We start from the raw sequence: 14,761 nt of genomic DNA on the forward strand, positions 1-14,761 counted from the left end.
GGCGCACCCGCGGCGTGGCCGGATCGCTCGTTCAGAACGAACCGCCACGCCGTTCGCGCGTCTGAGCATTATTTAACCGATCGCCACGCGCCCGGCGCCGACCATGGAATACAGTCCGCCGCCCCTCTTCAAGCAAGGTCCGCCCGCGCTCGCGCGGCTCATCTTCTTCGTCGCCCTCGCCATCGCGCTTCTCGTATCGGACGCGCGCTTCAGCACGCTCGAAATCGTCCGCGGCGTGCTCGGCACCGTGCTGTACCCGCTGCAGCGCGCGGCGCTCGTGCCGCGCGACCTGTTCATGGGCGCGGCCGACATCGCCGTCACCGGTGCGTCGCTGCGCCACGAGAACGACGCGCTGCGCAAGCGCAACCTGCAGCTGTCCACGCAGGCCAACCAGGCCGCGGTGCTCGCGCAGGAAAACACGCATCTGCGCGCCGTGCTCGAGCTGCGCCAGCACATCGCGACGCATTCGACGCCGGTCGAGATCCAGTACGACACCAGCGACCCGTTCACGCAGAAGATCGTGATCGGCCAGGGTTCGCAGCAGGGCATCCAGAACGGCGCGCCGGTCGTCAGCGAGGACGGCGTGATCGGCCAGGTCACGCGCGTGTTCCCGCTGCAGGCCGAAGTCACGCTGATCACCGACCGCGATCTCGCGATTCCCGTGCAGGTGCTGCGCACCGGCCTGCGCAGCGTGATCTACGGCACGCCGAAGGGCGATTCGCTCGACCTGCGCTTCGTGCCGACGAGCTCGGACCTCGTCGCGGGCGACGAGCTCGTCACGAGCGGCCTCGATGGCGTCTATCCGCCGGGCCTACCGGTTGCGAAGGTCGCGAAGGTCGACAAGCTCGCCGATACCGCGTTCGCGCGCGTGACCTGCGCGCCGGTCGCCGCCGTGCGCGGCGCGCGGCAGATGCTCGTGCTGCATTACCAGAACGATGTCCCGCCGCGCCCGGCCGAGCCCGAGCCGGCCGACAAGAACGCGAAGGGCAAGAAGGGCGCGAAGGCCGCCGCGAAGAGCGACAAAGCCGACAAGGCCGAGAAGGCCGACGCGAACGCGAAGCCGGCCGCCGCGGCCGCACCCGGCGCGAAACCGGCGCCGGCTGCACCTGCCGCCCCCGCCGCTCCGGCCAAGCCCGCCGCCGCGCCCGCGAAGCCCGCGGCCGGGCAACCAGGAGCCCAGCGATGAACCGCCCGCAATACATCCTGCAGCCGGTCAACCCGTACTTCATCGTCTTCAGCCTCGCCGCCGCGTTCCTGCTGAACCTGATGCCGTGGGGCCGCCTGCCCGGCGTGCCCGACTTCGTCGCGCTCGTGCTGCTGTTCTGGAACATCCACCAGCCGCGCAAGGTCGGAATGGGCGTCGCGTTCGCGCTCGGCATCCTGATGGACGTGCATGACGCGGGGCTGCTCGGCGAGCATGCGCTCGCCTATACGCTGCTGTCGTACGGCGCGATCACGATCCACCGCCGCGTGCTGTGGATGCCGATCGGCGTGCAGGTGCTGTACGTCACGCCGCTGCTCGTCGTCGCGCAGCTGGTGCCGTTCGTGATCCGCCTCGTGATGGGCGCCGCGTTTCCCGGCTGGCGCTATCTGGTGGACGGCTTCGTCGAGGCCGCGCTGTGGCCGATCGCGAGCCACCTGCTGCTGATGCCGCAACGCCGTCCGGTCGACCCGGACGATACGCGCCCCATCTGAGCCGGACCGACCTTGAATACCCGCCGCCCCCACGCCCGCGCGCCGCGCTCCGGGGCGGCTCCTCGCCCGCGCGCGCTCGCCGCGCACGGGCCAGATCGATCGTAACCGCATGACCGAATTCAACGACACCCAACAGCAGCTCTCGAAGTTCCGCCTGCGCGTCGCGGCGGCGGGCGTGTTCGTGTTCGTCTGCTTCGGGCTGCTCGCGAGCCGCTTCTTCTACCTGCAGCTGATGCAGCACGGCAAATACGCGCTGCAGGCCGAGGAAAACCGCATCTCGGTCGCACCGATCGTGCCGAACCGCGGGATCATCACCGACCGCAACGGCGTGGTCCTCGCGAAGAACTATTCGGCCTACACGCTCGAGATCACGCCGTCGAAGCTCGATGACACGCTCGACAACACGATCGACAAGCTGTCCGAGATCATCCCGATCGACGCGCGCGACCGCCGCCGCTTCAAGAAGCTGCAGGAAGACTCGAAGAACTTCGAGAGCCTGCCGATCCGCACGCGCCTCACCGACGCGGAAGTCGCGCGCTTCACCGCGCAGCGCTTCCGCTTTCCCGGCGTCGACGTGCGCGCGCGGCTGTTCCGCCAGTACCCGCTCGGCATGACGGCCGCGCACGTGATCGGCTACATCGGCCGGATCTCGAAGCGCGACCAGGATCGCATCGACGCGATGAGCGACGACAACGACAGCGACCAGGAACACTACGATCCGCGTCGCGACGCGAACAACTACAAGGGCACCGACTACATCGGCAAGATCGGCGTCGAGCAGAGCTACGAAACCGAGCTGCACGGCCTCACGGGCTTCGAGGAAGTCGAGGTGACGGCCGGCGGCCGGCCCGTGCGCACGTTGTCGCGCACGCAGGCGACGCCCGGCAACAACCTCGTGCTGTCGCTCGACATCGCGCTGCAGCAGGTCGCCGAGCAGGCGTTCGCCGGCAAGCGCGGCGCGCTCGTCGCGATCGAGCCGAAGACGGGCGACGTGCTCGCGTTCGTGTCGTCGCCAAGCTTCGACCCGAACTCGTTCGTCGACGGCATCGACCAGCAGACCTGGGACGAACTGAACAACTCGCCCGACAAGCCGCTCCTGAACCGCCCGCTGCACGGCACCTACCCGCCCGGCTCGACGTACAAGCCGTTCATGGCGCTGGCCGGCCTGACGCTCGGCAAGCGCACGCCGGGCTGGGGCTTCCAGGATCCCGGCTACTTCACGTTCGGCGGGCACACGTTCCGCAACGACGTGCGCTCGGGCCAGGGCTGGGTCGACATGAACAAGGCGATCATGGTGTCGAACGACACCTACTTCTACATGCTCGCGCGCGATCTCGGCGTGAACGCGATCGCGAACTTCATGAAGCCGTTCGGCTTCGGCCAGATCACCGGCATCGACATCCAGGGCGAGGCGCGCGGGATCCTGCCGTCGACCGACTGGAAGAAGAAGGCGTTCAAGAAGGCCGCGCAGCAGAAGTGGTTCGACGGCGAGACGATCAGCCTCGGGATCGGCCAGGGCTACAACTCGTACACGATCCTGCAGCTCGCGCATGCCACCGCGACGCTCGCGAACAACGGCGTCGTGATGAAGCCCCACCTCGTGAAGGAAGTCGAGGATCCGATCACGCGCGGGCGCCACCTGACCGTGCCGAAGGAAAGCGAAACGATCCCGCTCAAGCAGGCCGACATCGATGTCGTGAAGCGCGGGATGGAGAACGTGATCGAGAATCCGTCCGGCACCGCGTACAAGGTGTTCCGCGGCGCATCGTACCTCGCGGCCGGCAAGACCGGTACCGCGCAGGTGTTCTCGCTGCAGGGCTCGAACTACAAGGGCCACCTGCTCGCCGAGCACCTGCGCGACCACGCGCTGTTCATCGCGTACGCGCCGGTCGACCATCCGCAGATCGCGCTCGCGCTGGTCGTCGAGAACGGCGGCTGGGGCGCGCAGGCCGCGGGCCCGATCGCGCGCCGCGTGCTCGACTTCTACCTCGTCGAGCGCCAGAAACCGGAGAACGAGGCGGCTGCCGTCGCCGCCGCCGCGTCGGCGACCGAGCCGATCAGCGCACCGGTGATCGGCGATGCCTCGAAGGCAGTGTCCGTCGCGGCCGGCTTCAAGGCGCTGCCGCAGCCGGTCGTGCCGGCCGCGGCCAGCGCGGCGGATGCGGCATCGGCCGCGTCGGCGCCCGATGCGCCGGGTGCGGCCGCGGCAAGCGCGGCGCAGCCCGCCGACGCGAGCGCCGCGGCGCCGAGGGCCGCGAGCCTGCCGCCGATCCGGCGCCCGCACCGGCCGCGCCGGCCCGCCAGCGACGCGCAGCCGCTCGCCGCCGCGCCGCGCGACGACAACTTCCGTGTCACGGCCTCCGCGAAAGCGGTGAACGCCGGCACCGCTCATTAACGGAGAAAGGCATGCAATTCGACAAGCGCGCCTGGCTCGACAAGATCAAGCAGATGTTCGCGGGCTTCGACCGCCCGCTCGCCCTCATCGTGTTCCTGCTGCTGTGCGTCGGCATCGTCACGCTGTACAGCGCGTCGATCGACATGCCGGGCCGCGTCGAGGATCAGCTGCGCAACATCCTGCTGACGTTCGTGCTGATGTGGGTGATCGCCAACATCCCGCCGACGACACTGATGCGCTTCGCGGTCCCGCTCTATACGTTCGGGGTCACGCTGCTGGTCGCCGTCGCGCTGTTCGGGATGACCAAGAAGGGCGCGAAGCGCTGGCTGAACGTCGGCGTCGTGATCCAGCCGTCGGAAATCCTAAAGATCGCGACACCGCTGATGCTCGCGTGGTACTACCAGCGCCGCGAAGGCGGGCTGCGCTGGTACGACTTCATCGCCGCGTTCGCGATCCTGCTGGTGCCGGTCGGCCTGATCGCGAAGCAGCCCGACCTCGGCACGGGCCTGCTCGTGTTCGCGGCCGGCTTCTTCGTGATCTACCTCGCGGGCCTGTCGTTCAAGCTGATCGTGCCGGTGCTCGTCGCGGGCGTGATCGCGGTCGGCTCGATCGCCGTGTTCGAAGAGCGCATCTGCCAGCCCGAAGTGCAGTGGCCGCTGATGCACGACTACCAGAAGCACCGCGTGTGCACGCTGCTCGATCCGACCTCCGACCCGCTCGGCAAGGGCTTCCACACGATCCAGGCCGTGATCGCGATCGGCTCGGGCGGCGCGCTCGGCAAGGGCTACCTGAAGGGCACCCAGGCCCACCTCGAATTCATTCCGGAGAAGCACACCGACTTCATCTTCGCGGTGTTCTCGGAAGAATGGGGGCTCGCCGGCGGCCTCGTGCTGCTGACGCTGTACATGGCGCTGATCGCACGCGGGCTCTATATCGCCGCGCAGGGCGCGACGCTGTTCGGCCGGCTGCTCGCGGGCTCGCTCACACTCGCGTTCTTCGTCTACGCATTCGTCAACATCGGGATGGTGAGCGGCGTGCTGCCCGTCGTCGGCGTGCCGTTGCCGTTCATGAGTTACGGCGGCACCGCACTCGCGACGCTCGGTGTCGCGATCGGCATGATCATGAGCGTCGGGCGACAGCGGCGGTTGATGAAGAGCTGACGGCGCGGCGCGACACGGCACGCAGTCGAAAGTAATGAAAAACGGCGCCTCGGCGCCGTTTTTTCGTTCTGCGCGTATCGCATGGCGCCGGCGCTGCCTACTCACTGCGGTGGCGTCGCGCGCGGGCTCCCATGATCCGCACCGGCGCCCGATGCAGGCTCCTGCGCCTTGAGCCGCGCGCTCAGTTCCTTGAATTTCAGCCCGGCCGTCTCGTCGCCCTGCGCGGCCGCGGCCGCGTAATACGCGCGCGCGATGTTCAGGTTCTGCGTGACGCCGTCGCCACCGCGCTCGTAGAACGACGCGGTCACGTACTGCGCGGTCGGCTCGCCCGCGTCGGCCGCCTGCTTGTACCACTCGAACGCCCGCCGGTTGTCGCGCGGCGTGCCGCGCCCGTCGAGGAACTGGTTCGCGAGCGACAGCTCGGCCTGCACGTGCCCCTGCTTCGCCGCGCGCAGGAACCAGCGGTGCGCTTCGGCCGGGTTGCGCGCAACGAACTCGCCGTCGTCGAACATGCGCCCGTACACGTACTGCGCATGCGACATGTTCGCGTCGGCCGCCCGCTTCAGCCAGCGCAGCCCTTCGTCGACGTTCGCGGTCACGCCGACACCCGTGAGCAGCATCATCGCGTAGTTGAACTGCGCGAGCCGGTCGCCGCGTTCGGCCGCGTCGTGGAACTGCACCAGCGCTGCGCGATAGTCGCCCGCGTTGTAGTCGGCCACCGCGGATTGCGTCTCGCGCGCCGGGTCCGGCTTCGCGTGCGGCGCATTCTGCGCAACCGCCGCGACGCATACGGCCCACAGCCCGAGCAGCGCGCCGATCCGCCCGCGTACGCCGGCCGCAAGCCGCACACCTTCGTGCCCCGCGCCGTCGACATCGTTCATGACCGCACCTCCTGCAATGCCTGGCGCGTCGCACGCAGCAGCCAGCTCACGTCGGCCGACAGCGTGATCATCCGGAAGCCGGCCTCGCGATACTGGCGCGCGGTTGCGGTATCGCTCGCGAAGATGCCGACCGCGACGCCGGCCTGCTTGCCGGCCGCGAGCACGCGCGCGATCGCGGTTTCGACGTCCGGATGGCGGCTGTCGCCGAGGTGCCCGAGGCTCGCCGCCAGATCGGCCGGGCCGACGAACAGGCAGTCGACGCCCGGCGTCGCGGCGATCCGCTCGACTTCGTCGATACCGCGCGCCGATTCGATCTGCACGATCACCGCGACCTGCGCGTTCGCCGTCTGCAGGTAATCGCGGCGCATGCCGAACGCCGCCGCACGCACCATGCCGGCCACGCCACGCAGCCCGTCGGGGGAATCCGGCGACGGGAAGCGCGTGAGCCGCACCGCGTGCGCGGCCTCGTCGGGCGTCTCGATGCACGGGAACATCAGCGTGCGCGCGCCGGCGTCGAGTGCGCGCTTCACGAGCCACGGCTCGCGCCCCGGCACGCGCACGACGGGCTCGCTCGGCAGGTGCGCGGCAGCCAGCGCGCGCAGTTGCGACGCGACGTCGCGGCTGTCGTTCGGCGCATGCTCCATGTCGATGCAGAGCCAGTCGTAGCCGGCGTGGGCGAGCGCTTCCGCGGCCGAATCGCAGCCGAGCGACAGCCACAGGCCGTACAGCGGCTCGTCGCCGTCGTGCAGGCGTTGTTTGAGGGAATTGGTGAGCGTGCTCATCGATACGGGCTCCTGGACGGAACGGCAATCGAACGGGACAAGCAACGGGCGAAGCGGGCGCAATGCGCCGGGCCGCGATGCCCGGCGGCGCCGGACCGGGCCCTGGAACGTCAGTCGGTCGTGAGCAGCCGATCTGACAGCGCGGGCCGCGCGATGTCGCACGGATGTGTTTTCCGGTGCCACGCAACGATCATAGCGCGGCGTCACGCGGAATGTGGGAACAGGCGGGGAACGGCGCCGGGCGAGGCCGCGCGGCGCGGCGGCAGGCAGCCCGCGCCGGCTGGCGGGGCTGCCGGGAAGGCAGGATCAGCGGCCGGGCTGGCGCTCGACGTCGGCCCAGCAGTTCGGCGTTTCGTACAGGCGCACGCGCTCCAGGCGCAGGTTCACACCGTAGTGCGCGTCGTACACGTTCGCGAGGATGTCGAACGCGATCGCCGCGAGGTTCTCGACGGTCGGGATCCGGTCGAGCACGACGGTCTTGTGGTCGGCCATCTGCTCGAGGAACGAGCGCACGACTTCGTCGCGCGCATAGACCAGGAACGCGTGATCCCACTTGTTCACGAGGTGCTCGACCGCGAGCGCCTTCACGTCGGCGAAGTCCATCACCATGCCGCGGTCGGGCGCCCCCTCGGTATCGACGAGATCGCCGCGCAGCGTGACTTCGAGCACGTAGCGATGGCCGTGCAGGTTGCGGCACTGGCTGCGGTGATCGGGAATGCGGTGGCCCGCGTCGAATTCGAGTTTTCGGGTAATCAGCACGATGTCAAAAGCCGTGGCTCAGGGAATGTTCAGATATTTGTGGGTCTGCATCGACAGCCGCCACTGCGGATGCCGCTTGCACCAGTCGATCGCGAGCTTCGTATTGAGATCGCGCGACGGGCCGTCCATCGGCTGCACGAGAAAATACTCGAAATCGAGCTTCGCGTAATCGGCCAGCCGCTGGTTGTCCTGCGGGATCACGACCTTCAGTTCGTTGCCCTTCGTGACGACGAGCGGCGCGTCGGCCTTCGGGCTCACGCAGATCCAGTCGATCGTCTCGAGCACCGGCAGCGAGCCGTTGGTCTCGATCGCGATCTCGAAGCCCGCCGCGTGCAGCGCGTCGACGAGCGGCTGGTCGAGCTGCAGCATCGGCTCGCCGCCCGTGCAGACGACGAAGCGGTGCGCCTCGCCGTTCGGCCACAGGCCGGCGATCGTCGCGACGAGCGCGTCGGCGTCCTTGAACTTGCCGCCGTTCTCGCCGTCGGTGCCGACGAAGTCGGTATCGCAGAAGCGGCACACGGCGTCCGCCCGATCCTCTTCGCGGCCCGACCACAGATTGCAGCCGGCGAACCGGCAGAACACGGCCGGACGGCCCGCGTTCGCGCCCTCGCCCTGCAACGTGTAGAAAATTTCCTTGACCGCGTAAGTCATCGTGCTTCGTCCGGCTCGCGCCGCTCGTTGTCGATCAGAATCCGTTATCCATCCAGCGCTGCCGGCGCACCCGCGTCACAGCGGTGCTTCGGTCACGCGCTCGCCCTTCAGGTAGGCCTCGTAGCCGCGCTTGCGCAGCTTGCAGGCCGGGCATTCGCCGCAGCCGAAGCCCCAGTCGTGCAGTTCCGCGCGCTCGCCCACGTAGCACGTGTGCGTCTCGACGCGGATCAGCTCGACGAGCGCCTCGCCGCCGAGCTGCTCGGCGAGTTGCCAGGTCTGCGCCTTGTCGAGCCACATCAGTGGCGTCTCGAGCACCATGCGCGTGTCCATGCCGAGGTTCAGCGCGACCTGCAGCGCCTTCATCGTATCGTCGCGGCAGTCCGGGTAGCCCGAGAAATCGGTCTCGCACATCCCGCCGACCAGCACGCGCAAGCCGCGGCGATAGGCGATCGCGGCCGCGATCGTCATGAACAGCAGGTTGCGGCCCGGCACGAACGTGTTCGGCAAGCCGTTCGCCGCGGTCTCGATCTCGATCGTGCGGGTCATCGCGGTATCGCTGATCGCGCCGAGCACCGACAGGTCGACCATGTGATCGTCGCCGAGGCGGTCGGCCCAGGCGGGAAACTGACGCTTCAGCGCGTCGCGCACGCCTTCGCGACATTCGAGTTCGACGCGGTGGCGCTGGCCGTAATCGAAGCCGAGCGTCTCGACCGTCTGGTAGCGTTCGAGGGCCCAGGCCACGCACGTGGCCGAGTCCTGCCCGCCGGAAAACAACACGAGCGCGCCGTCTTTAGCGTCTGTCCGAATCACCGTGATACTCCGTGAATGTGTAGGCTCGCGTCGCGCTGCGCCCCGGGGCCGGCTGCCGCCGGGCGGCCCGACGCGTGCCGGCCTGCGCCGGCTCGACCAGTATAGGCAGCGCGGTCGGCCGCGAACGCGGCGGAGCGCTTATACCGCCCATCGCGCGGCTTCGTTGCCGCACATCACGGCAGCGCCTGCGGGCAGCCTTGCCGTGCGCATGAAGCGATGCGCTAAGTCATTGAGCGGGCACGGATTTTATCACGCCCCGGCGAATGCTGCCGGGCGCACCGCCAATGCCGCGCGAACCCACCACAAACGAAAAACCCCAAGAACCTTCCGATTCTTGGGGTTGGAACTGCTGGTGGCCTGGGACGGAATCGAACCATCGACACGCGGATTTTCAATCCGCTGCTCTACCAACTGAGCTACCGGGCCAACGAAGAAGCAAAGTATATCGAGCTTTATTGAGTCGCACAAGGGGTTTCGTGAAATTTCTTATACGGCCCCTTCCGACGGCTTCTTGCCGAGCTCGACGCCGAGCTGCTTGAGCTTGCGATACAGGTGCGTGCGCTCGAGGCCCGTCTTCTCCGCGACGCGCGTCATGCTGCCGTTCTCGCGCGCGAGGTGATATTCGAAGTACGCGCGTTCGAACGCGTCGCGCGCTTCGCGCAACGGGATGTCGAACGGAATCGCGGCCGTCTGGCCCGCGAGGCCGAGCGCCGCGGCCACGTCGTCGCCGAGCGTCGGCAGCGCGGCCGCGGACGCGACCGCCGCCGGGCCCGATGCCTGGCCGCCGCCCGCCTTCGCCGCCGCATTGGCAGACACCGGTGCCGCGCCGCGCGCGAGACCGTGCTCGACGGACTTCAGCAGCTTCTGCAGTGCGATCGGCTTCTCGAGGAAATCGAGTGCGCCGATCTTCGTCGCCTCGACGGCGGTATCGATCGTCGCGTGCCCGGACATCATGATCACGGGCATCGTCAACAGGCCCTGCGCCGCCCATTCCTTGAGCAGCGTGACGCCGTCGGTATCGGGCATCCAGATATCGAGCAGCACGAGATCGGGCGCCTGATTCAGACGGTATTCCCGCGCGGCCTGCGCGTTCTCCGCCGCCTCGACGACATGTCCTTCATCGCTGAGGATCTCCGAGAGCAATTCCCGGATGCCCATTTCATCATCTACCACCAGGATGGTTGCCATTTACGCTGCCTTTGTCTGCACACTTGCTTTTGTCTTGGCGGGAGCCGCCCCGCCCTGCGCGCCGGATTCGACGCCTGGCGTATCGCTCGCCATCTGCAGGAACAGGATCGACACCTGCGCACCCTCGACGGTCTCGCCGTGCATGCGATTGCGCAGATCGATCCGCGCGCCGTGCTCATCGACGATTTTCTTGACCGTGGCCAATCCGAGCCCCGTGCCCTTCGCCTTCGTCGTCACGTAAGGCTCGAACGCACGGGTCAGGATGCGTGCCGGAAAACCGGGCCCGTTGTCGGACACGGTAAGACGTACCGCGACGCGCGTTTTGCCCTCGGCGTCGGGGTCGCCATATTCTACTGTCTTGGTTTCGATCAACACACGCGGATGCGCGACGTCCGCGACCGAATCCTGCGCGTTCTGCAGCAGGTTGTGAATCACCTGGCGCAGTTGCGTCGCGTCGCCGCGGATCACCGGCAGCGACGGCGCGAGTTCGGCGACGATCGCGCTCTTGCCTTCGCCGACACCATACAGCCCGAGCACCTCGCTCGCCAGTTCGTTCAGCTGCAGGTTGGCGAGCACCGCCGGCGGCGTGCGCGCATATTCGCGGAAGTCGTCGACCATCCGCTTCATCGCGGCCACCTGGTTGACGATCATCGTCGCGCCGCGCTTGAGCACGTCGGCATCGGGCGGCGCGAGCTTGTCGGACAGCTTCATCTGCAGCCGCTCGGCCGACAGCTGGATCGGCGTCAGCGGGTTCTTGATCTCGTGCGCGAGCCGCCGCGCGACCTCGCCCCATGCGACCGAACGCTGCGCGGAAATCACGTCGGAGATGTCGTCGAACACGACGACGTAGCCGGACGTCTGCGGATCGTCGGCCTCGCCCTCGACGGTCGATACGAGGCGCGTGCCGCGTACGAGCAAGGTCAGCGGATCGGCTTCGCCCGGCACTTCGATCGCGAACTGCTGCTGCCAGTGGCCGCGGTCGCCGCCGCCGTCGTCGGACGCCGCTTCGCGATCGGCGAACGCCTTGCGCACCATCGCGCCGAATTCCGCGACGACGCCGATCCGGTCGAGCGCCGTGCCGATCATCGCGCCGAACGGCTGGCGGAAAATGCGCTCGGCGCCGCGGTTGGCCGTCGTCAGCCGGAACTGGCGGTCGAGCACGAACACGCCGGCGGTCAGGTTCGCGAGGATGCTCTCGAGATAGGTCTTCGAATGCTCGAGCGCGACGCGGTTCTTCTCGACCGCGAGCCGCGCCTCGGACAGCTGGCGCGTCATCGCATTGAACGACTGCGTGAGGAAGCCGAGCTCGTCGCGCGACTTGATCTCGCGCTTCGGCGTGTAGTCGCCTTCCGTGATCTCCTTCGTGCCCTGCGCGAGCAGGAACAGCGGCCGCGCGAGCTGCTGGCCGAGCGCGAGCGCGAGCATCATCGCGATGAAGGTCGCGAGGAACAGCGCGAGCGTCAGCGTGCCGATGTACATCTTGCGCAAGCCCGTGCGGCCGAGCGATTTTTCCTGGTACTCGCGATACGCGCGCTGCACTGCGTCCGCATTGTGCGCGAGCGTGGGCGGCACCGGCTGCGTGAGCTGCAGGAACCGCTCCGCCGGCTGCAGCAGCGACGTCGTCGCATCGGGAATCGGCCGCACGACACGCAGCCGCAGCGCGCCCTTCGCGCCGTGCGCGCGCGGGTCGCCGTCGACCTCGCCCTCGATCGCCGCATACGCGCCGTGTTCGCGCGCCTGGCTCAGCATCAGCGGTGTCGGCAGGTCGTCCGGAATCAGCGCGGCGAAATTGCCCGATGCCTGCGCGACGATGTGCAGGTCGGGCGCCGCGCCGGAGCCGCCGCGGCTCGGCTCGACGATCGTCGCATCCTGCACGCCGAACTGGTCGCGCAGGCGCAAGAGCGTGAGCGTCGTGCCGTTCGTGTTCGCATCGACGCTCGCGAGCTGGTCGGACATCAGCCGCGCCTTCGTCTGCAGGTCGGACAGCGACGCGTCGAGCATCCCGCGGCCGAGGTTCAGGCCGGCCGTCAGCGCGGTCTCGACGTTCACGTCGAACCACGACTCGATACTGCGCGACACGAACTGGTACGACACGATGTAGATGATCCCGCCCGGCACCACGCCGACGAGCGCGAAGAACACCGCGAGCTTCGCGAGCAGCCGCGTGCCGAACTTGCCCTTCCTCAGGCGCACGACGATCATCCCGATCAGCCCGAGCACCACGAGCAGGAACACGAGCGCGACGACGATGTTCGTCGCGTACAGCCACGAGTAGTAGCGGTCGAAGAATTCGGTGTTCGCGCTCGCGGCCGCGAGCAGCACGAGCAGCAGCAATGCGGTGATCGCGACGGTCGAGACGATCACGCGAACGAGGAGGCTCTTCCCGCTGGCCGCGCGGCGCACTTTATTTAGCACGTTCGGTCACCGTGAAGGTAAAGCGCTTCCAGTCCGACCCGAGCGTCCAGTCGCGGTTGTTCACCGCGTCGACCTGGAACGGCTTCGGCATCAGCGCCGTATCGAGCTGCATCCGCACCGAGGCCGTGTAGGTTTCGCCGGCACGCACCTGGTTGCGGTCGATCACGTGCCACGACGTGATGTGCCGGACGACCGCGAGCGCGTCCTTCAGCGACGGGAAGCCGAGTTGCAGGCCGCCCGTCGACACGCGGTACTCGCGCGTGAGCGGCTGGAACGACAGCCGGATCGTCTGCGACACCGACACCGGCTGCTCGTCGAACCAGTACCAGCGCGCGCGGCCCAGTTCGAAATCGGTCGTGAAGTAAAGCGGGATGCCCTTGTTGACGGCATCCTCGAGGTTCGGATTCAGCTCGAAATCGAAGCGGGCATCGAGGCTCCAGCCGCTTCCGTCAGCCTGCAGCGATGCACGCTGCACGGCGATCGACTCGGCGCGCGCCGGCCGAACGACCGTCAGGCACAGCGTCAACGCGACCAGCAGGACGGCCGCAAGCCGAAGTGGAAAAAGGTGTTTGATCGTCACCGTTTCTGAAACCGCGCGTAGAAAAATCCGTCGTGATCGGTGTTCTGGTCGCGTGCGCCGGCCGCCCCGCCGTGCACGCCGCCCGGCAGCAGTTGGCCGGGCGCGTCCAATCGTACCGCATCTTCACAGGCCGCTTCAAACCAGCGCGCCTGCAATTCACCTTCCTCGGGGAAGATCGAACAGGTCACGTAGAGCAGTTCGCCGCCCGGTTTCACCAGCGGCCACAACGCGCTCAGGATGCGGCGCTGTTCCGCGACGAGCGCGGCGATGTCGGCTTCGCGGCGCAGCCAGCGGATGTCGGGATGACGGCGCACGATGCCGGACGCCGAGCACGGCACGTCGGCCAGGATGCGATCGAACGGACGGCCGTCGTACCACGCGTCCGGTGCGCCCGCGTCGCCGACGCGCACGTCCGCCGCGAGCGACAGGCGCGCGAGGTTCTCGCCGATGCGCGCCGCGCGGGTCGCGTCGCTTTCGAGCGCAACGACTTCCGCGTCGGCCAGTTCGAGGATATGCCCGGTCTTGCCGCCCGGTGCCGCGCACGCGTCGAGCACGCGCATGCCGTCGCGCGCACCGAGCCATTCGGCCGCGAGCTGCGCGCCGGCGTCCTGCACCGACACGACGCCATCGGCGAAGCCCGGAATGCGATCGACCGGCAGCGCCGACGCGAGCCGCACCGCGTGACGGCCGATCGCGGTCGCGTCGATCCCGCTCGCACGCAGCGTGTCGAGATACGCGTCGACGCTCGCGCGGCGCGCGTTCACACGCAGCGTCAGCGGCCCCTGGCGCTCGCCGGCCGCGAGGATCGCCTGCCATGCGTCGGGCCATGCGCGCTTCACCGCGTCGACCCACCAGGTGCGGTAATTCCAGCGCGCGACCGGATCGTCCTGCAGCGCCGCGACGAGCACGTCGCGCTCGCGCAGGAACCGCCGCAGCACCGCGTTGACCAGCCCCTTCGCGAACGCGTATTCGCGTCGCGCGCCGATTACAGTCACGGCCTGGTCGACGATCGTGAACGCCGGATATGCAGCCGTTTCCTCCGGATCGAGCAGCAGCGCGAATGCGCCGGCGAGCACCGCATGCACATGCGCGGGCGGCGCTTTGCTGACGAGCCGGCCGATCAGCCAATCGGCGCTCCCGAGACGACGCATCGTCCGGTACGCCACGTCTTGCGTCGCGCCGCGCGCGAGCGCCTGCGTGCCGGCCGGCATCTGCGCGAACACCGCGGCCAGTGCCGCCGGCAGCGCGGTGCCGCGCCGCACCGCATCGACTGCCTGCGCGGCCGCGTCGAGCGCGAAGCCCAGCGAATCGGGCGCGAGATGCAGCGCGGACGGGCGCGCCGGGCGGCCGGAGGAAGACGGGGCGGAGGAACGGGTTCGTGTCATCGGAGCAAAATCGGCAAACGGGTGCCGCGAGCGGCGGGAACCCTGCGGCCGCATGGCCGC

At 68.5% G+C, this 14,761-nt stretch carries 13 protein-coding genes and 1 tRNA gene; 4 read left to right on the forward strand and 10 right to left on the reverse strand.

What is annotated here, in order from left to right; genetic code table 11:
* Nucleotides 1-103: 103 nt before the first annotated feature.
* From mreC to rodA, 4 genes are all read left to right on the forward strand, one after another.
* Nucleotides 104-1,186, forward strand: a complete 1,083-nt coding sequence (gene mreC / locus DID98_RS12215; RefSeq protein ID WP_124486700.1) for a rod shape-determining protein MreC — start codon at nt 104-106, stop codon at nt 1,184-1,186.
* On the forward strand, nt 1,183-1,695 hold the full coding sequence (gene mreD, locus DID98_RS12220) for a rod shape-determining protein MreD (RefSeq protein ID WP_009687274.1): 513 nt from the start codon (nt 1,183-1,185) through the stop codon (nt 1,693-1,695). Before mreC ends, mreD begins: the two co-directional genes overlap by 4 nt.
* Before the next feature lie 109 nt (nt 1,696-1,804).
* Nucleotides 1,805-4,090, forward strand: coding sequence for a penicillin-binding protein 2 (mrdA, locus tag DID98_RS12225; RefSeq protein WP_124570764.1), 2,286 nt, complete (start codon nt 1,805-1,807; stop codon nt 4,088-4,090).
* An 11-nt stretch (nt 4,091-4,101) separates the two neighbouring features.
* Nucleotides 4,102-5,250, forward strand: a complete 1,149-nt coding sequence (gene rodA / locus DID98_RS12230) for a rod shape-determining protein RodA (protein WP_044847360.1) — start codon at nt 4,102-4,104, stop codon at nt 5,248-5,250.
* A 101-nt stretch (nt 5,251-5,351) separates the two neighbouring features.
* Here rodA and DID98_RS12235 read toward each other — a convergent pair whose 3' ends face one another.
* The 10 genes from DID98_RS12235 to rsmB form a co-directional block, all read right to left on the reverse strand.
* The gene (locus DID98_RS12235) at nt 5,352-6,131 is read right to left on the reverse strand and encodes a tetratricopeptide repeat protein (protein WP_124570765.1); all 780 of its coding nucleotides are present in this window, start codon (nt 6,129-6,131) and stop codon (nt 5,352-5,354) included.
* On the reverse strand, nt 6,128-6,913 hold the full coding sequence (locus tag DID98_RS12240; protein ID WP_044847358.1) for an HpcH/HpaI aldolase/citrate lyase family protein: 786 nt from the start codon (nt 6,911-6,913) through the stop codon (nt 6,128-6,130). The genes DID98_RS12235 and DID98_RS12240 overlap by 4 nt, the downstream gene beginning before the upstream one ends.
* Nucleotides 6,914-7,219: 306 nt before the next feature.
* On the reverse strand, nt 7,220-7,672 hold the full coding sequence (gene queD / locus DID98_RS12245) for a 6-carboxytetrahydropterin synthase QueD (protein WP_044847357.1): 453 nt from the start codon (nt 7,670-7,672) through the stop codon (nt 7,220-7,222).
* 18 nt (nt 7,673-7,690) lie between these two features.
* The gene (gene queE / locus DID98_RS12250; protein ID WP_124570766.1) at nt 7,691-8,323 is read right to left on the reverse strand and encodes a 7-carboxy-7-deazaguanine synthase; all 633 of its coding nucleotides are present in this window, start codon (nt 8,321-8,323) and stop codon (nt 7,691-7,693) included.
* A 75-nt stretch (nt 8,324-8,398) separates the two neighbouring features.
* Nucleotides 8,399-9,133 (reverse strand): 7-cyano-7-deazaguanine synthase QueC, encoded by a 735-nt coding sequence (queC, locus tag DID98_RS12255; RefSeq protein ID WP_044847355.1) that lies wholly within the window; start codon nt 9,131-9,133, stop codon nt 8,399-8,401.
* A 350-nt stretch (nt 9,134-9,483) separates the two neighbouring features.
* Nucleotides 9,484-9,559, reverse strand: a tRNA-Phe gene (locus tag DID98_RS12260).
* A 60-nt stretch (nt 9,560-9,619) separates the two neighbouring features.
* The gene (gene esaR / locus DID98_RS12265) at nt 9,620-10,321 is read right to left on the reverse strand and encodes a response regulator transcription factor EsaR (protein WP_124570767.1); all 702 of its coding nucleotides are present in this window, start codon (nt 10,319-10,321) and stop codon (nt 9,620-9,622) included.
* A complete protein-coding gene (esaS, locus tag DID98_RS12270) occupies nt 10,322-12,736 on the reverse strand; it encodes a sensor histidine kinase EsaS (RefSeq protein WP_124570768.1) in 2,415 nt (804 codons plus the stop codon).
* The gene (locus DID98_RS12275) at nt 12,726-13,316 is read right to left on the reverse strand and encodes a DUF4390 domain-containing protein (protein WP_044847362.1); all 591 of its coding nucleotides are present in this window, start codon (nt 13,314-13,316) and stop codon (nt 12,726-12,728) included. Before DID98_RS12275 ends, esaS begins: the two co-directional genes overlap by 11 nt.
* Entirely contained in the window at nt 13,313-14,701 is a 1,389-nt protein-coding gene (rsmB, locus tag DID98_RS12280) for a 16S rRNA (cytosine(967)-C(5))-methyltransferase RsmB (RefSeq protein WP_124486705.1), read from the reverse strand. The genes DID98_RS12275 and rsmB overlap by 4 nt, the downstream gene beginning before the upstream one ends.
* Nucleotides 14,702-14,761 lie beyond the last annotated feature (60 nt).

Origin of the sequence: Burkholderia sp. Bp8984 (genome assembly GCF_003853755.1) — a bacterium.
Lineage (GTDB): Bacteria > Pseudomonadota > Gammaproteobacteria > Burkholderiales > Burkholderiaceae > Burkholderia.